The organism is Pseudomonas sp. 28 E 9 (genome assembly GCF_900004785.1).
GTDB lineage: Bacteria > Pseudomonadota > Gammaproteobacteria > Pseudomonadales > Pseudomonadaceae > Aquipseudomonas > Aquipseudomonas orientalis_A.
Genome location: NZ_CVTK01000058.1, coordinates 90848 through 107216 on the forward strand (window position 1 = coordinate 90848; position 16369 = coordinate 107216).

Annotated in this window: 16 protein-coding genes and 2 pseudogenes; 4 read left to right on the top strand and 14 right to left on the bottom strand. The window is 62.0% G+C overall.

Annotation, left to right across the window (positions count from 1 at the left end; all coding sequences use genetic code 11):
* Positions 1–5: 5 nt before the first annotated feature.
* The 3 genes from BFQ00_RS27345 to ribBA form a co-directional block, all read right to left on the bottom strand.
* Positions 6–917: an ABC transporter permease gene (locus BFQ00_RS27345; protein WP_065935307.1), complete on the bottom strand. Its 912-nt coding sequence runs from the start codon at positions 915–917 to the stop codon at positions 6–8.
* Positions 914–1939 (bottom strand): ABC transporter substrate-binding protein, encoded by a 1026-nt coding sequence (locus BFQ00_RS27350; protein WP_065935308.1) that lies wholly within the window; start codon positions 1937–1939, stop codon positions 914–916. The genes BFQ00_RS27345 and BFQ00_RS27350 overlap by 4 nt, the downstream gene beginning before the upstream one ends.
* Before the next feature lie 177 nt (positions 1940–2116).
* Entirely contained in the window at positions 2117–3223 is a 1107-nt protein-coding gene (gene ribBA / locus BFQ00_RS27355) for a bifunctional 3,4-dihydroxy-2-butanone-4-phosphate synthase/GTP cyclohydrolase II (RefSeq protein ID WP_065892001.1), read from the bottom strand.
* Positions 3224–3292: 69 nt separating this feature from the next.
* Here ribBA and BFQ00_RS27360 point away from each other — a divergent pair, with 69 nt between their 5' ends.
* Positions 3293–3586, top strand: coding sequence for a DUF1330 domain-containing protein (locus BFQ00_RS27360; protein WP_065935309.1), 294 nt, complete (start codon positions 3293–3295; stop codon positions 3584–3586).
* A 521-nt stretch (positions 3587–4107) separates the two neighbouring features.
* Here BFQ00_RS27360 and BFQ00_RS27365 read toward each other — a convergent pair.
* The 10 genes and pseudogenes from BFQ00_RS27365 to BFQ00_RS27405 form a co-directional block, all read right to left on the bottom strand.
* Positions 4108–4671: an NUDIX hydrolase gene (locus BFQ00_RS27365; RefSeq protein ID WP_065935310.1), complete on the bottom strand. Its 564-nt coding sequence runs from the start codon at positions 4669–4671 to the stop codon at positions 4108–4110.
* A gap of 2 nt (positions 4672–4673) precedes the next feature.
* Positions 4674–5426, bottom strand: a complete 753-nt coding sequence (locus BFQ00_RS27370; protein ID WP_057721964.1) for a GntR family transcriptional regulator — start codon at positions 5424–5426, stop codon at positions 4674–4676.
* Between the two features lie 23 nt (positions 5427–5449).
* Positions 5450–5839 carry a carboxymuconolactone decarboxylase family protein gene (locus tag BFQ00_RS27375; protein WP_065935311.1) on the bottom strand — a complete coding sequence of 130 codons (390 nt, stop codon included), beginning with the start codon at positions 5837–5839 and terminating at the stop codon, positions 5450–5452.
* 13 nt (positions 5840–5852) lie between these two features.
* A complete protein-coding gene (locus BFQ00_RS27380) occupies positions 5853–6338 on the bottom strand; it encodes a flavin reductase family protein (RefSeq protein WP_065935312.1) in 486 nt (161 codons plus the stop codon).
* 12 nt (positions 6339–6350) lie between these two features.
* The gene (locus tag BFQ00_RS27385) at positions 6351–7832 is read right to left on the bottom strand and encodes an aldehyde dehydrogenase (RefSeq protein WP_065935313.1); all 1482 of its coding nucleotides are present in this window, start codon (positions 7830–7832) and stop codon (positions 6351–6353) included.
* Entirely contained in the window at positions 7829–8662 is an 834-nt protein-coding gene (locus BFQ00_RS27390; protein WP_065935314.1) for an alpha/beta fold hydrolase, read from the bottom strand. The genes BFQ00_RS27385 and BFQ00_RS27390 overlap by 4 nt, the downstream gene beginning before the upstream one ends.
* A gap of 39 nt (positions 8663–8701) precedes the next feature.
* Positions 8702–9292 carry an amino acid synthesis family protein gene (locus BFQ00_RS27395; protein ID WP_065883587.1) on the bottom strand — a complete coding sequence of 197 codons (591 nt, stop codon included), beginning with the start codon at positions 9290–9292 and terminating at the stop codon, positions 8702–8704.
* Positions 9293–9542: 250 nt separating this feature from the next.
* Positions 9543–10058, bottom strand: a pseudogene (locus tag BFQ00_RS30600) (methyl-accepting chemotaxis protein); the annotation flags it as partial.
* A 345-nt stretch (positions 10059–10403) separates the two neighbouring features.
* Positions 10404–11486: pseudogene (locus BFQ00_RS30605) on the bottom strand (cache domain-containing protein); the annotation flags it as partial.
* A gap of 142 nt (positions 11487–11628) precedes the next feature.
* On the bottom strand, positions 11629–12519 hold the full coding sequence (locus BFQ00_RS27405; protein WP_065883591.1) for a bestrophin family protein: 891 nt from the start codon (positions 12517–12519) through the stop codon (positions 11629–11631).
* Positions 12520–12858: 339 nt separating this feature from the next.
* On the opposite strand from BFQ00_RS27405, the gene BFQ00_RS27410 reads away from it, so the two are divergent.
* Together BFQ00_RS27410 and BFQ00_RS27415 are read left to right on the top strand one after the other, a co-directional pair.
* Positions 12859–13710 carry a hypothetical protein gene (locus BFQ00_RS27410; protein ID WP_170827598.1) on the top strand — a complete coding sequence of 284 codons (852 nt, stop codon included), beginning with the start codon at positions 12859–12861 and terminating at the stop codon, positions 13708–13710.
* Positions 13711–13712: 2 nt separating this feature from the next.
* Positions 13713–14738, top strand: a complete 1026-nt coding sequence (locus BFQ00_RS27415; RefSeq protein WP_065935317.1) for a GGDEF domain-containing protein — start codon at positions 13713–13715, stop codon at positions 14736–14738.
* A gap of 17 nt (positions 14739–14755) precedes the next feature.
* Here BFQ00_RS27415 and BFQ00_RS27420 read toward each other — a convergent pair whose 3' ends face one another.
* Positions 14756–15055: an ArsR/SmtB family transcription factor gene (locus BFQ00_RS27420; RefSeq protein ID WP_065883595.1), complete on the bottom strand. Its 300-nt coding sequence runs from the start codon at positions 15053–15055 to the stop codon at positions 14756–14758.
* Between the two features lie 91 nt (positions 15056–15146).
* Between BFQ00_RS27420 and BFQ00_RS27425 the strand changes: the two genes are divergently transcribed.
* Positions 15147–16238, top strand: a complete 1092-nt coding sequence (locus BFQ00_RS27425; RefSeq protein WP_065935318.1) for an NADH:flavin oxidoreductase/NADH oxidase — start codon at positions 15147–15149, stop codon at positions 16236–16238.
* The last annotated feature ends 131 nt before the right edge of the window (positions 16239–16369 follow it).

Genomic DNA, 16369 nt, shown 5'->3' on the forward strand with positions numbered 1-16369 from the left:
ACGGCTTACCTCGCGTTGCTGGCGCCAACCGGGGATTCCGGCTGGAGCTTCAGGTAGAAGTAGAACAGCACCAGCGTGATCAAAATCAGCAACGCCGCACCGGCACTGGCCAGGCCCCAATTGAGGAACGACTGCACCTGCTGGATGATGAACTCCGGCAGCATCATGTTCTGCGCACCGCCCAGCAGGGCCGGGGTGACGTAGTAACCGAGGGACATCACAAACACCATCAACCCGCCGGAAAACAAGCCCGGCCGGCACAGCGGCAGGAAGACGCGCAAGAAGTTGGTCCACGGGCTGGCGCCGCAGGTGGAACCTGCCTGCAGGATCATCGGGTCGATGGCCTGCATGGTCGCCTGCAGCGGCAGCACGATGAACGGAATCATGATGTAGCTCATGCCGATCACCACGCCGGTGAGGTTATGCACCATCTCCAGCGGTTGATCGATGATGCCCATGGCCATCAACGCCTTGTTGATCACCCCCGAGGCTTGCAGCAATACCAGCCAGGAATAGGTGCGGGCGAGCAGGCTGGTCCACATCGACAGCAGCACGATACTCAGGATCCAACGGCCCCAGCCGCGCGGCACCAGGGTAATCGCCCAGGCCAGCGGAAAGCCCAGCAGCAGGCTGAACAGGGTCACCAGGCCGGCCACTGAAAAGGTATTGAGCAACACCCGCGCATACGCCGAGTTGGCAAACAACTGTTCGTAGTTGCCCAGGCCCGGCACCGGCTCCAGCACGCCGCGCAGCAGCAGGCCGATCAGTGGCGCCAGGAAGAACAGGCCAAGGAACAGCAGCGCCGGAATCAGGTTGCCCGATCCGCGCCAACGCTGCGCCAGGGACGGCGCCCCGGCCTTCGCGCCAACGGTACCGCCGAGGGCGCCCCCGTGCGGCGTGGTTGCCGTCATTTTCATTTGACTAGCCATTCATTCCACCGTGTCGCAATGGCCGGACCGTTCTTGGCCCAGTAGGCGAAATCGAGGGTGATCTGGTCCTTGGCGTAGGCGGTCGGCAGGTTGGGCGCCAGGACCGAATCCAGGCGCTGCACGCTGTCGATGTTCACCGGCGCGTAGGCGGTCAGGTTGGAGAAATCCGCCTGGCCCTTGGCGCTGCTGGCATTGGCCAGGAATTTCATCGCGGCCGCTTTGTTTTTCGAGCCTTTGGGCACCACGAGGATGTCGGCCATCACCAGGTTCTGCTTCCAGCTCACGCCCACCGGTGCGCCATCTTCCTGCAAGGCGTGAATGCGACCGTTCCAGAACTGGCCCATGCTCACTTCGCCGGAGGCCAGCAACTGTTGCGACTGCGCGCCGCCGCCCCACCAGACGATGTCTTTCTTGATCGTGTCGAGTTTCTTGAAGGCGCGGTCCAGGTCCAGGGGGTAGAGCGTGTCGGCGGGTACGCCGTCGGCCAGCAGCGCCAGTTCGAGCACGCCCGGGCTCGGCCATTTGTAGAGGGCGCGTTTGCCGGGGTAGGTCTTGGTGTCGAACAAGGCGCTCCAGTCCTGCGGTTTGCCGGCGCCGAGCTTGCCTTCGTTGTAGCCGAGCACGAAGGAGAAGAAGAACGAACCGACGCCATGGTCGGAGACGAAGCGCGGGTCGATCTTGTCGCGCTGGATCACCGAGAAGTCGAGGGGCTCGAGCAGGCCTTCGGCGGCGGCGCGCAGGGCGAAGTCGGCTTCGACATCCACCACGTCCCACTGCACATTGCCGCTTTCGACCATGGCCTTGAGTTTGCCGTAGTCGGTGGGGCCGTCCTGGACGACGGTGATGCCGCTGGCCTTGCTGAAAGGATCGGCCCACGCCTGCTTCTGCGCATCCTGGGTGCTGCCGCCCCAGCTGACGAAGTTGACGCTTTCGGCTGCCATGGCCGCGTGGGTGGCCACGCTCAACAGCCCCGCGAACAGCGCCGCGGTTGCACCTTTATTCAACACCATGTTTACGCCCTCATTGTTGTGTTTATGAGCGGGGCTTTGCAGTGCCCGCCTGTCGGGAGCAGTCGGTCCGGACCACCTGATAAGGTCGTCCGGCCTATGGAATATCATATTATGGTATTCCAAACTTTGCGCAAGCACTTTGCCATACCGGCTATCTGCCGACGCTGGTTTCCAGTCTCAGGTGAAGGGGATGCTTTCCACGACTTCCAGGTCGTAACCGGTCAAGCCTGCGTATTTCAGCGGTGGCCCGAGGTGACGCAGTTTGCCTGCGCCCAGGTCCTGCAATATCTGCGCGCCGGTACCCACTTCCGAGTAAATCCGCGACTGCGACCGGCTGAACTGACGCGGCGCCTGGGTCAACTGCGGGACGCGTTCGAGCAAGGCCTGGGACGATTCATGGTTGGCCAGCACCACCACCACGCCGCAGCCTTCTGCCGCCACGCGTTGCAGGGCGGCCCACAAGGTCCAGTTGGACGGCCCGCTGTAGTCGGCGCCGACCAGGTCGCGCAACGGGTCGATTACATGCACACGCACCAGCGCCGGTTCATCGCGGCGCAGTTGACCCATGACCATGGCCATGTGCACGCCGCCGTCGATGCGGTCTTCAAAAGTGATCAGGCGAAAGGTGCCGTGCACCGTGGGCAGGTCGCGCTCGCCGATGCGCACCACGGTGCGTTCGGTGCTGAGACGGTAGTGGATCAGGTCGGCGATGGTGCCGATCTTGATCCCGTGCTTGCGGGCAAAGGCTTCCAGCTCGGGGCGGCGGGCCATGGTGCCGTCGTCGTTCATCACTTCCACGATCACCGAGGCCGGTGTGTGCCCGGCCAGGCGCGCCAGGTCGCAACCGGCTTCGGTATGGCCGGCGCGGGTCAGCACACCGCCATCCCTGGCGCGCAGCGGGAAGATATGCCCCGGCTGCACAATGTCGGCGGGGCCGGCGTTGCTGTCCACAGCCGCCGCCACCGTGCGTGCGCGGTCGGCGGCGGAGATGCCGGTGGTCACGCCGGTGGCGGCTTCGATGGACACGGTAAACGCGGTGCTGAACACGCTGCCATTGCTGGGCACCATCTGCTCCAGGCCGAGGCGTTGGCAATGTTCATCGGTGAGGGTCAGGCAGATCAGGCCACGGGCTTCGCGGGCCATGAAGCTGATAGTCTCGGCGGTGCAACACGCTGCAGGCAGCAGCAGGTCGCCTTCGTTTTCCCGGTCTTCGTCGTCCACCAGCAGCACCATCTTGCCCTGGCGGTAGTCTTCGATAATGTCGGCGATGCTGTTGAAGGGCATGGGGAGTGCTCTGCTTGTTGGTTGTATGTATTATGGTATACCACAAATTCCAAGCAAGAGGATGTCTCGATGAAGGCCTATTGGATTGCCCATGTGGACGTGTCCGATGCAGAGCAATACACCCAGTACACCCAACGCGCCCCAGCGGCGTTTGCGAAGTTCGGCGGGCGCTTCCTGGCCAGGGGCGGGCGCACTGAGGCACTGGAAGGCGGGCCCGCACGGCAGCGCAATGTGGTGATTGAGTTTGAGAGCTATGAGCAGGCAGTGGCGTGCTATGAGTCTGCCGAATATCAGGCGGCGAAGGGGCACAGAGCGGGGGTGGGAGAGGCGCAGATCATTATTGTGGAAGGGCTGGCGCCCTAGGTATACCTGGCCGAGTGTGGTCCAAATGTGGGAGGGGGCTTGCCCCCGATGGCGGTGGGTCAGCTATAAACAAGCTGGCTGAAAGACCGCTATCGGGGCATAGGTATCTACACAACTCTGTAGCGCCCAACCGCGTAACCACGATGCGAAGCGAGTCGCTCTTGATCTTGATCTGCTTTTGATCCTAGGCGCCCCGTTAAACCACGCTGGCCGAACGCAGGCTTGAATCCGTGGGCAACCCGGCAGGACGCCGGGTTAGCCGCACTGGGCCAGGGATGGCCCATTGCGGCGGCCCACGGATTCAAGCCGGAGTGAGGGCACACCGAGCATTAGCGAGGTGCCGAGTGGTGGGGCAAGAGCGTTTTGCTTACTTTTGCGCTTTTCAAAAGTGAGCCGCTGTAAAAGCGGAACCCATAGCAGCCGTGACCGCAGAAACGGATATGTACTCGGTCCAATCCAACATCCTGGCCAGCCCAGAGGCCGCCATCGGGGGCAAGCCCCCTCCCACATTAGGCTTAAGATCAGCGTATGAAGTGAATCTTGCCGCTGTCATCATTCCCCATGTATATGCCATACACCCCCGCCTGGCGCTCTTCGATATAGCGCTCCAGAATCTGCCGGATCGCCGGGTAGTAGATGCTGTCCCAGGGGATGTCCTCGGGGGCGAAGAAGGTGTAGGCCAGGGTTTCCGGGCCGAACTGGCCGGTGATCTCCAGCGCGATGGCGCGGAAGATGATGTACACCTCGCTGATCTTCGGCACGCTGAAAATCGAGTAGGGCGATACGATCTCGGCGCGCACGCCGGTCTCTTCCCAGACTTCGCGCAACGCCGCTTCTTCGGTGGTTTCGCCCCCTTCCATGAAGCCCGCCGGCAGCGTCCAGGTGCCGGGGCGCGGGGGGATTGCGCGCTGGCACAGCAGGTATTTGCCGTCCTGCTCGATGATGCAGCCGGTGATGATCTTGGGGTTGATGTAGTGGATGTAGCCGCAGCCCCGGCACATCAGGCGCTCGTGGGTGTCGCCCGGTGGCAGTTGGTGACCGAGGTCATGGCCGCCGCAGGTCGGGCAGAAGCTGGGGCCTGGCACGGTCAGTGACCTATGCGCGGTTCTTTGAGCGCGATGGGCAGGGTGATCTCGGGGAGCTTGCCGGTTTCTTCCTGTTTGCGCTTGAGGTAATCCAGGGCCACGGCGGCCGCGGCACGCACGTGATCGACGCAGGCCTGGTGGGCGGCGAGGGGGTCGCCGCTCTTGATCGCCTGGACCATGCGCTCCATTTCCTGGTTGCTGGCGCCCCGTCGGTTCTGCTGGGACACCGACGTCGCGCGCAGGTAGCTGATACGCGCCTGCAACTGGCGCAACTGAGTGGCGGCCACGTGGTTGCCGCAGCCTTCGAGCAACACATCGTAGAAGCCCTGCACGGAGTCGATCACTTGCTGCAGTTCGCCTTCCTTGAGGGCCTTGCGGTTTTCCTCCAGGGCTTTTTCCAGGGCCTTGATGTCCTTGGCCTTGGCGCGCAGGGTGAACAGCTGCACGATCAAGCCTTCGAGCACGCAGCGCAGTTCATAGATATCGACGGCATCGGCCAGGGTGATGATCGCGACTTGCGGGCCCTTGGCATCGGCGAATTCCACCAGCCCTTCGGACTCCAGGTGGCGCAAGGCTTCGCGCACCGAGGTGCGGCTGACGCCAAGGCGGTCGCACAGGTCGCGCTCCACCAGGCGGTCACCGGGCAGCAGCTGGAAATTCATGATGGCGCTGCGCAGTTTCTCCAGCACGATTTCGCGCAGGGTGACCGGGTTGTGATTGACCTTGAAGCTGTCGTCGAGGGGCGCGCGTTTCATGGGGTCTGCTCTGAATGTGGCGGTTAACTGGAGGCCTCGGCATCGGCTTCGGCGAAGGCTTCACGGGCCAGCCGGAAGCTGTCCACGGCAGCGGGAACCCCGCAGTAAATGCCGACCTGAAGCAGAATTTCGCGTATTTGTTCACGACTCAGCCCGTTGCGCAAGGCGCCGCGCACGTGCAGCTTGAGTTCGTGAGGCCGATTGAGGGCCGAAATCATTGCCAAGTTTATCATGCTGCGTTCTTTAAGCGACAAACCCTCCCGGCCCCACACATGGCCCCAGCAGTACTCGGTGACCATTTCCTGCAGCGGCCGGGTGAAGTCGTCGGCGTTGTCGATTGAACGCTGTACGTAGGCTTCACCCAAGACTTGCGTACGAATTTTCAGGCCCTGTTCATATTTTTCGTTGCTCATGCTTCAGCGCTCCTCAGGCCAGGGTCGGCAGCGCGCCCAGCTTGCCTTTGTGGTAGATCATCGGCGTGACCGGCTGCGCGGGCAGGATCAGGTTCTTCACCGCGCCGACAATGATCGCGTGGTCGCCGCCGTCGTATTCGCGCCACAACTCGCACTCGATGATGGCCGTGGCGTTGGCCAGCAGCGGGTTGCCCAAGTCGCTGAGGCGCCACTCGATGCCCTTGGCCTTTTCCTTGCCTTTGCTGGCGAAGGCATAGGCTTCGGCGGTCTGGCCGGCGGACAGCAGGTGGATGGCGAATCGCTTGCTGTCGCGCAGGATCGGGTAAGTGTCCGACGCGTAGTTGGGGCAGAACAGCACCAGGGCCGGGTCGATCGACAGCGCACTGAATGCGCTGGCGGTAATGCCGACGATGCCGCCGTCCGGGTCGAGGGTGGTGACCACCGTGACGCCCGATGGAAACGAGCTCATGACGTCTTTGTAAATGCCGGGTTCGATCATGGGGGTGGCCTCTTAACGCATCACAAAGGGATCAGGCATGGGCGCCTGGGACAGGTTGATCCACACCGTCTTCAGCTCGGTGTAGGCCAGCACCGAATCGATGCCGCTTTCGCGTCCGTAGCCGCTGTTCTTGAAGCCGCCGATGGGCGCCATGGCCGAGACGGCGCGGTAGGTGTTGACCCAGATAATCCCCGAGCGCACGTCCCGGGCCAGTCGATGGGCGCGGCCCAGGTCGCGGGTCCAGATGCCGGCGGCGAGGCCGAACTGCGAGTCGTTGGCAATCGCCAGCGCTTGGGCTTCGTCCTTGAAACGGATCACCGAAGCCACTGGGCCGAACACTTCTTCCTGCATGATCTTCATTGAGTTGGCGTCGCACTCGAACAGCGTCGGCTCATAGAACCAGCCTTCACCGAGGTTCTGCGGGCGTTTGCCACCGGTGCGCAGGCGTGCGCCTTCGGCGATGGCATCCGCCACCAGGCCTTCGACCACGGCCAGTTGCTGAGCGGTGGCCATGGGGCCCATTTCGCTGGCATCGTCCAGGGGGTTGCCGATGCGGATGCGTTCGGCGCGCTGCACCAGGCGCTCGACAAATTCGTCGTAGATTTCATCTTGCACCAGCAGGCGCGAACCCGACACGCAACTTTGCCCTGACGCCGCGTAGATACCGGCAATCGCACCGTTGATGGCGCTGTCGAGGTCGGCGTCGGCAAAAATGATATTCGGTGACTTGCCACCCAGTTCCAGCGACAGCTTGGCGAAGTTCTCCGCGCTGCTGCGCACCACATGCCGTGCGGTGGCCGCGCCGCCGGTGAAAGCGATTTTGCGCACCAGTGGGTGACGGGTGAGGGCGGCGCCGGTACTTGGGCCGTAGCCGGTCACCACGTTGACCACGCCCGGTGGAATCCCGGCTTCGAGGGCCAGGCGCGCCAGTTCCAGGACAGTCGCCGAAGCGTGTTCCGAGGGCTTGATCACGATGGTATTGCCCGCCGCGAGGGCCGGCGCGAGCTTGATTGCGGTCAGGTACAGCGGGCTGTTCCACGGAATGATCGCGGCGACCACGCCCATGGCTTCGTGGACCGTGTAGGCGAACAGGTCCGGCTTGTCCAGCGGCAAGGTGCCGCCTTCGAGCTTGTCGGCCAGGCCTGCGGTGTAGTGGAAGAACTCCGGCAGGTAGCTGACCTGACCGCGGGTCTCGCGGATCAGCTTGCCGTTGTCGCGGCTTTCCAGCTGCGCCAGTTGTTCGGTGTTCTGGGCGATCAAATCACCCAGGCGGCGCAGCAGTTTGCCTCGCGCGGTGGCGCTGAGGCCACGCCAGGCCGGGCTCTCGAAAGCCGTTTGTGCGGCCTGTACGGCGCGGTCCACGTCGGCTTCATCGGCATCGGGCAGTTGCGCCCAGGGTTCGGCCAGGGCCGGGTTGAGGCTGTCGAAGGTCTTGCCGGACAGGGCATCGACCCATTTACCGCCGATGCACATCTGGAAGCGTGCGAGTGTCATGCAACGATCCCCTTTATTGGATTATTTTGGGTGTACACGGTGTCGAGGAACCCCAGCAGCAGGCTGTTGACCAGGCGCGGTGATTCCACCGGCATCATATGCCGTTGCTCGGCCAGCACCGCAACCGTGGCACCGGGAATACAGTCGGCCAGTTGCCGGGCCATTTCCGGCGTCGAGCCGGGGTCCAGTTCGCCGGTGGCGACCAGGGTGGGCACGCGCAGCCCCTTGAGGTCATCGGCGCGGTACATGTCCTGGGTCGCAAACAACTCATAGGTGGTGAGGTAGCCCTGGGGGTCATTGCCCGCCAGGGTCTGGCGCAGCGCGGCGATCTGCGCCGGGTTGGCCGCCTGGTATTCACGGCTGAACCAGCGCGACAGCGCCGCTTGCGCGTTCGCATCCGGACCGTGCTCGGCGGCCTGGGCCGTGCGCGCGATCACGCCGGCACGCTGCTCGGGGCTGCGGTTGAACACACTGTTGAGCACCACCAGGCTTTTGAGACGGTCGGGGTAGTGCAGGGCAAACGCCCGTGCGACCAGACCGCCCATGGAGAACCCGATCACCGTGGCCTGGGGCACTTGCAGGTGGTCGAGCAGCTCCAGCAACTGGTCCGCATAGCCGAGCAACGGCGTGCCGGCGGCCGGGCGCGGGCTGGCGCCATGGCCGAGCATGTCATAGCTGATCACATGGTATTTCGTGGCCAGGCCAACGACTTGCCCGCCCCACATTTCTTTGTTCAGGCCCACGCCGTGGATCAAAACCACAGGCTGGCCTTGGCCGGTCGCCAGGTAACTGGTGCCGGCCGGGGTGCGTTCAGCGGTGAGCCGAATCATGGAGCGCTCCTGCATGCTTTTTGTCATGGCCGGTGTTGCTTACTGGGCTTGTTCAGCCGCCAGCTCTTCCAGGTCGATGTAACGGTTGCCGATCCGTGGGTGCAGGCGACCGCCATCGGCGCAGCCCAGCACGACGACGATTTCGTCGGCGCGCGGCGCGTCTTCGATCTGCATTTCCAGGGTGATGTAGTGCGAGCGCAGGCCTTCGTCGTCCTTGTGCATCATCGGGATCTGGATCGAGGTGCCCGGGCCGCCGCGCTTGTTGGTGAAGCTCAGGTAGCTCTTGGCCTTGACCGCTTCACGGTAGTGGTTGCCGAAGCGCAGGGTATGGATGATCGCGCTGGCGTGTTCGATCTCGCCGTCGGCACCCACCACGGCCGCTTTGCCGTAGGCCTCGATGTTCTCGGCGCCGCCGATGATGGCGACCAGGCGCTCGACCATCAGCGCGCCGAGGTCGGAGCAGTTGGCACGAATTTCCGGCTTCAGGTCTTCGACGAAACCACGACCCAGCCAGGGGTTTTTCAGCACCACGGCCAGGCCGACCATTTTCACGGGCGTGTCGGAGGCTTTGCCGCCCTCGATAAAGGTCTCTTCTACATAGCTGACGATCTTGCGGATTTCGAAACTCATGGGCTGCTCCGTCTAAGTGAGGGTCTGCGTATGATGGTATACCATAATACGAGAAGCGCAATAGCTGTAGGAGCGAGCTTGCTCGCGAAAAACTCACAGGCACCGCGTTCATTCAGGAAGCACGCGTTATCGTTGAAGTTTTTCGCGAGCAAGCTCGCTCCTACAGTTGCTCGCTGGCAGTGCTTGAGAGGGGGGAATGGGTGCAGCGATCAGGCGGTGAAGGGCTCACCGCCTGCTTTGGGAGAGGACGTCAGAACTTGAAGCGGCCCACCAGACCGTTGAGCTGACCGGAAATGTCGGTCAAACGCCCCGAGCCGGTCTGCGCCGTATGCGCAAACTCTTCAACCAGCTGCGCATCGGCATGGATCTGCGCGATGTGCCGGTTGATCTCTTCGGCCACCTGGTGCTGTTCTTCGGCGGCCGTGGCGATCTGAGTGTTCTGGTCGCGAATCGAGTCCACCGAGCCACGGATCTTTTCGAAGCTGTCGCGGGCCTGCTGGATACGCTCCACGCTGGTGTGCGAGACCAGCAAACTGCCTTGCATCTGTTGGGTGACTTCCTGGGTGCGGCGGGCAAGATTGCCCAGCAGGCTGTCGATCTCGCCGGTGGAGTCGGCGGTGCGTCGAGCCAGGGCGCGCACCTCGTCGGCCACTACCGCGAAACCACGGCCCTGGTCGCCGGCGCGGGCCGCCTCGATCGCGGCGTTGAGCGCCAGCAGGTTGGTCTGTTCGGCAATCGAACGGATGGTGTCGAGGATGGTGTTGATGTTCTGGCTGTCCTGCTCCAGCAACTGCATGGTCTGGGTCGACTTCTGCAAGTCTTCGCTGAGCTTGAGCACGCTGCCGGTGGCTTCGCCGATGTGCTGCTGGCCGTTGTGTACGTCGCGATAGCCTTCGTCGGCACTCACCGCAGCGGCGCTGCAGGAACGGGCCACTTCATTGGCGGTTGCCACCATCTCGTTGAAGGCGGTGCTCACCAGTTCCACCGCTTCGCGTTGGCGACCGGCGGCCTGGTTCATGTTGCTGGCCACTTCGCTGGTGTCGGCGGCGGCGGTTTGCAGGTCCGAGGACGCGTTGCCGATGCGTTGCACCAGTTGGGCAATCATACCCAGGAACTGGTTGAACCAGCCGGCGAGGACGGCGGTTTCGTCCTTGCCTTGCACCTTGAGCTGACGCGTGAGGTCGCCTTCACCTTCGGCGATTTCCTGCAGGCCATCGGCCACGCCGCTAATCGGGCGCACGATCACGCGGGCGAAACTGGCGCCGACAATGGCGAACACGACGGCCAATACCGCGGCGATGGCCGCGATCAACCAGGTCAGGCGGGTGGCCCCGGCCATTACTTCATCGCGCTTGATCAGGCCGATAAAGCGCCAGCCCAGGTCTTTGGAGCTGACCACGTTGGCCATGTAGGCCACGCCGTCGATGTCGACCTGAGTCACGCCGTCGCCGCCCTTGGCCAGTTCGGCGTAGTTGGGGCCCAGGTCGGCCAGGGGCTTGAAGTTGTGCTTGGCATCGCTGGGGTCTACCAGCACGTTGCCGTTGTCTTCCACCAGCATCAAGTAGCCGCTGTCGCCCAGCTTGATGGTGCGCACCAGTTCAGTGAGTTGCTTGAGCGACACGTCCAGGCCGACCACGCCGAGGATATTGCCCGTGGCATCGGCGACGGCGCGCACGGTACCGATCAGCACCACATCGTCCGGTGCCCAGTAGTAGGCACCGGTGCGCACGGTCTTGCCCGGGGCAGCGACGCCTGCCTGGTACCACGGACGCACGCGTGGGTCGTAGTTGTTCAGCTTGGTGTCGTCCGGCCAGCTGGCGTAGCCGCCATCGCGCAGGCCCAGGGACAGGTAGGCGGTGCTGGGATGGCTTTTGGCGAACTGGTCGAATATCGCCAGCAGCTCGATATTGGTCGGTGTCAGGGGGATTTTCGCCCCATCCGCGCCGGCGTAGCTTTTCAGGTCCTTGGCCGCGACAACGCGCGGGTCCTTGGCCACGAATTCCACGTTCTGGCTGATGCCGTCGAAAAACTGCTTCATGCCATTGTCGATCTGGCGGATCTCGCGCCCGCTGCTGTCGAGAAAGTTGGCAAGGGCGCCTTCGCGCACATTCAACACCACAATAACGGCGACCAGGATGACCGGCACGCACGCGATGGCCGCAAACGCCCATGTCAGCTTCTGCTTGATATTCATGACTTCACCCGCGGGTATTTATAGTTTTGGCAAGGGGAAACGGTCGTGCTAAGCGTCGCATGCGTTGTTATGGGGCCGAGGCCATGCGTACCCTCGGTTTATCGACCGAGGGCGCCGGCACTTGAGGGGGAAGGGCGGGGACTCAGCCGATTTGATCGCCGGCCAGGGCGTCGCGGCGCATTGACTGCAGGTTCTTTTCGATGGTTTCGCAGATGGCTTCCATTTGGATCTGATGTTCGCTGGAGCGAAACGGGCTTTGCAGGTCGGTGCCGATACGCTCGATGGCCAGCAGCATGAAGCCCACTACCGTAGAGGCCAGCGGGGTGAACCAGCCGAGGGATTCCACCAGGCCCACCGGTACGATCAGGCAGAACAGCGAAATGAACAGCCGGGGGAAATACACGTAGGGGTAGGGCAGCGGCGTGTTGGCGATGCGCTCCATGCCGCCCTGGGCATTGGACAGGTCCACCAGGGTCGACTCCAGCCGCGCCAGGCGGATGCTGTCCAGATGGCCGGCCTTGTATTCCCGGGCGAGCAAGGCGGCCGAGCCGGTCAGGATGTCGTTGGCAAAGTTGTTGGTGGCGCCATTGCGTGCGAATTCCTCGTCTGGGATGAACGCGCGCACTTCCTCCGGGCAGGGCTCGCCCTTGAGGTGCGCGGCCAGGCAATTCACATAGGCCACATGACGGCGCAGCAGGGTGGATTTGATCGGGTTCACTTCGCTGCCGGGGTCGTCCAGCAGGGTCAGTACCTGGCGCGCGAAGCTGCGCGAGTTGTTGACCATCGAGCCCCATAAAGTGCGCGCTTCCCACCAGCGGTTGTAGGCGCTGCTGTTACGAAAGCTGATCAGCACCACCAGCGCCGAACCCAGCAAGGTCAGGGGCATCAGCGGCAGGTTGATCTTGGAGTTGAGGAACAGCATGAAATCCACCGTGACGGCGATATCCCACAGCAACAGCCAGAACAGGGCCCAGCCCACATAGCCCATGGTCTTGATGATCAGGCGGTATTTCTTGAGAAGGGCAGCTTTCAAACGAGAACCTCGCGCGTGCGTTTGGCGACAATGCCAGGTTACGACGCCGCAGGCGGATGAAGGTTCGCCCAACGAGACCCGGCTGGGTGTTTTAGTCAATGCAAGGCGCGACGCCGGTGTGGATGTAACAGGAAGTGTCTTCGAACTGCCGATGGCAGGCGCACCGGGAAACTGGAACAACTTTGGTACTGATGACGTCTTGCGCAGCAATCGCTGTACATTGCGTTCGAGGCAAAAAGCCATTAACCGCAGGGTTTACCACGTGATTTGTTTTGGGGCCGGGCTGCAGGGATTTCGTAGCTGAGATCAGGAATCAAGTTGGATGATCAGGGCTCTTTCATGCATGTCAGTTCGTTGAAGTCGGCTATGTGGAGTACCGCGCAAGCAATCGAACGTCATAAGGATTTTGAATCGTGCTTGAGAGCGCATTACCACGTGCTGCTCGTGCCCTATTCCAGACGACCGTTTTTCTATAAGAGTGCACTTAAATACAGTCGTCTGATGGTGTCGTTTGCGTTATTGAGTGAGTACTTCGCCACACCGTTACCGTTGTTGTCCGAAGTTAAAACCCTGTGCGTGACGCGCAGGTATTGTTCAAAAAACAGCCTGGAATCAATGTTTCTGTTATTACGCGCGCTGGGTTTCATGGAGGTGGCGCCGCATCCGGAAGACAGTCGTTTCCGAGTGTATGCGCCTTCGGATGAAGCCTGCCGTGAAGCACGCTTGATGTTGACCTCGCTCACCGAGTCGTTGGCGCGGCTGTACCCTGATCGGGCGATATTCCGGAAAATGCGCGAGCTGGATGATCGCGGCTTCCTGGCCCTCTACTTCAGGGGCTTTGCCATCATTCTCGACGCCGACCTGACGGTCGATGTATTGCTGCCCGAGTGTTACTGGCTGGTGAAAAGAGACGCCGGGCACCTGTTGATGCTGGCCATTTATAACGACGCCTTTGCGCCGGAAAATGATCGGGCAACGTTCAGGTCATCGTCTTATCTTGCATTGGCCAAGCAACTTTCGGTGTCCAAGACCCACATTATCCGAATGGTTCAGGAGGGCGTTGAAAAGGGCTATTTCAAAGCGCACTCCAAGACCCGCCTGGAAGTGCTGCCACCCTTCGTCAGCCTGGTAAAGCGGTTCATGGCCTTTTCATTTGCGGTGGGCCTGCATGCTATTGAAATGGGAGCGTAAGGATGCCGGCTCACTTGAAGTTAAGACCCAGGATGCGCAGGTTGTTGTCGCCTGCGGTCACGCAAGCCGAATGGATAGGCATCATTGCCTGGACAGGTATCGGTTGGATGCAGGCAACGCTGTTGGACCTGTATATGTTGAGTGTCACCCTTGCCCTGTTGCTTGTTTGCCGTGTTCATTCGCTGACGACGAACTTTCTACTGTGGCGCTTGCTGGGGGTGACCTACATCGTGCTGTTGTCAGTGGGGTTTGCCTATGTGATTCACTTGAATCCGCAATTGCGTATCTATGGCTTGCCCTTGGCGGTCACGCTGGTGGTCGGCAGCGCCATCCTGTTTATCAGCGTTCAGGACTATCTGGTCGGCGCGCTGTCGGTGTGGCTCATCCTGTGGTCGCCCATGCAGGCCGAGCTGTATGCCGCAACCCAGGGCTATCTGTTGATATTTTGCGCCTCGTCGGTGTCGATCGGTTTTATCCTCAGTTACTCGTACCTGAAGAACCTGCGTTCGGTGTTGCTGGTGGAAAGTGAGTTTCGCGCCTTGGCCGAGACCGATTACCTGACATCTATCCTCAACCGGCGCGCGTTCATGCAGAGCTTCGAAAAGTTGCTCGACAGCGGCCACGGTGGCTACTTCATCATGCTCGACATCGACAGTTTCAAGGCGATGAACGACCGGTATGGCCACGACGTTGGGGACAAGATTCTGCGCGCCATGGCGCTCTGCCTGAAAAACGCCAAAGGCAGCTACAGCTTTGGAAGGATCGGCGGGGAAGAGTTCGGCGTGCTGTTGCAGGGCGATGACCCGGCGTTTGCCTGCGAGTTTGTGCTGGATTTGCTGCAGGCGATCCGTTGCAGCGTTGCGGCCCCGCACAACTATACGTGCAGTGCCGGCATGGCGCGCTTTGCGTCAGGTGACGAACTGTCGATGGTACTCAAGATCGCCGACAAGAACCTGTATGGCGCCAAGCGCAATGGCAAGGACTGTGTGCATCTGGATGGCGCACTGCTGCGGCCCGTCGCGGCCTGAAGCGCTGCCGGCGTGATTCAGCGCTGGGCCAGTACGCTGGCCAGCAACCCGGGGAAACGCTCCTCGAGTTCATCACGGCGCAATGAGTTCATGTGGGTGGTGCCCACATTGCGCGTGTTCACCAGGCCGGCGTCGCGCAATACCCTGAAGTGGTGGGACACGCTGGATTTGGGTCGCCCACCGTCCAGTTCACCACAGGTGGCTTCGGGCACGTCGGCCAGGCAGCGCACGATTTCCAGGCGCACGGGGTCGCTGAGGGCGTAAAGCAGACGCTCCAGCGTGAGTTCTTGCAGGGTAGGGTGTTTGAATGCGCGCATTGAGCGGATCATAACAGGGGGGTAGCACTGAACACCATAGTTCGATTACCATCGAACTATCGAATCAACCGCCTTTCCCTCGGAGTATCTGATGTCCGCATTATTCGAACCGTTCAAACTCAAAGACGTTACCCTGCGCAATCGCATTGCCATTCCACCGATGTGCCAATACAGGGCCGACGACGGCATGGTCAATGACTGGCACCACGTGCACCTGGCCAGCATGGCCCGTGGCGGTGCCGGCCTGTTGGTGGTCGAGGCCACCGCCGTCTCGCCTGAGGGGCGTATCACTCCAGGCTGCGCCGGTATCTGGAGCGATGCCCATGCCGAGGCGTTCGTGCCCATGGTCAAGGCCATCAAGGCGGCGGGCTCCGTACCGGGTATCCAGATCGCCCACGCCGGTCGCAAAGCCAGCGCCAACCGCCCATGGGAGGGCGACGACCACATCCCTGCGTCCGATGCCCGTAGCTGGGAAACCATCGCCCCGTCGGCGATTGCGTTCGGCGAGAACCTGCCCAAGGTGCCGCGTGCCATGACCCTGGACGATATCGCCCGGGTCCGGCAGGATTTCGTCGACGCCGCCCGTCGTGCCCGGGATGCCGGTTTTGAGTGGATCGAACTGCACTTTGCCCATGGCTACCTGGGCCAGAGCTTTTTTTCCGAACACTCCAACCAGCGCACCGACGCCTACGGTGGCAGCTTCGACAACCGCAGCCGCTTCCTCCTGGAAACCCTGGCCGCCGTGCGCGAAGTCTGGCCGGAAAACCTGCCGCTTACCGCACGCTTCGGTGTGATCGAATACGACGGTCGCGATGAGCAGACCCTCACCGAGTCCATCGAACTGGCCCGCCGTTTCAAGGCCGGTGGTCTGGACCTGCTGAGCGTCAGCGTCGGGTTCACCATTCCCGACACCAACATCCCGTGGGGCCCGGCTTTCCTGGGCCCGATCGCCGAGCGTGTGCGCCGCGAAGCGGGTATACCGGTGACGTCGGCGTGGGGCTTTGGTACGCCGCAACTGGCCGAAGGCGCGCTGCAGGCCGGGCATCTTGACCTGGTGTCGGTGGGCCGTGCACACCTGGCCGATCCGCATTGGGCGTACTTTGCGGCCAAGGAGCTGGGCGTGGACAACGCCTCCTGGACCTTGCCGGCGCCTTACGCGCACTGGTTGGAGCGCTATCGCTGAGGCCAGTAAGAAGCGTTTTTGCGCATATCTAAATGTGGGAGGGGGCTTGCCCCCGATAGCAGTGGCTCAGTCTCGATATTTTTGACTGATACACCGCCATCGGGGGCAAGCCCCCTCCCACATTTGTTTTT

Excerpts from the sequence above, each read along its gene's own strand:
- BFQ00_RS27345 (WP_065935307.1), bottom strand. The coding sequence starts at position 917 with ATGAAAATGACGGCAACCACGCCGCACGGGGGCGCCCTCGGCGGTACC.
- BFQ00_RS27350 (WP_065935308.1), bottom strand. The coding sequence starts at position 1,939 with ATGGTGTTGAATAAAGGTGCAACCGCGGCGCTGTTCGCGGGGCTGTTG.
- ribBA (WP_065892001.1), bottom strand. The coding sequence starts at position 3,223 with ATGCCCTTCAACAGCATCGCCGACATTATCGAAGACTACCGCCAGGGC.
- BFQ00_RS27360 (WP_065935309.1), top strand. The coding sequence starts at position 3,293 with ATGAAGGCCTATTGGATTGCCCATGTGGACGTGTCCGATGCAGAGCAA.
- BFQ00_RS27370 (WP_057721964.1), bottom strand. The coding sequence starts at position 5,426 with ATGAAACGCGCGCCCCTCGACGACAGCTTCAAGGTCAATCACAACCCG.
- BFQ00_RS27375 (WP_065935311.1), bottom strand. The coding sequence starts at position 5,839 with ATGAGCAACGAAAAATATGAACAGGGCCTGAAAATTCGTACGCAAGTC.
- BFQ00_RS27380 (WP_065935312.1), bottom strand. The coding sequence starts at position 6,338 with ATGATCGAACCCGGCATTTACAAAGACGTCATGAGCTCGTTTCCATCG.
- BFQ00_RS27385 (WP_065935313.1), bottom strand. The coding sequence starts at position 7,832 with ATGACACTCGCACGCTTCCAGATGTGCATCGGCGGTAAATGGGTCGAT.
- BFQ00_RS27390 (WP_065935314.1), bottom strand. The coding sequence starts at position 8,662 with ATGATTCGGCTCACCGCTGAACGCACCCCGGCCGGCACCAGTTACCTG.
- BFQ00_RS27395 (WP_065883587.1), bottom strand. The coding sequence starts at position 9,292 with ATGAGTTTCGAAATCCGCAAGATCGTCAGCTATGTAGAAGAGACCTTT.
- BFQ00_RS27410 (WP_170827598.1), top strand. The coding sequence starts at position 12,859 with ATGCATGTCAGTTCGTTGAAGTCGGCTATGTGGAGTACCGCGCAAGCA.
- BFQ00_RS27415 (WP_065935317.1), top strand. The coding sequence starts at position 13,713 with ATGCCGGCTCACTTGAAGTTAAGACCCAGGATGCGCAGGTTGTTGTCG.
- BFQ00_RS27420 (WP_065883595.1), bottom strand. The coding sequence starts at position 15,055 with ATGCGCGCATTCAAACACCCTACCCTGCAAGAACTCACGCTGGAGCGT.
- BFQ00_RS27425 (WP_065935318.1), top strand. The coding sequence starts at position 15,147 with ATGTCCGCATTATTCGAACCGTTCAAACTCAAAGACGTTACCCTGCGC.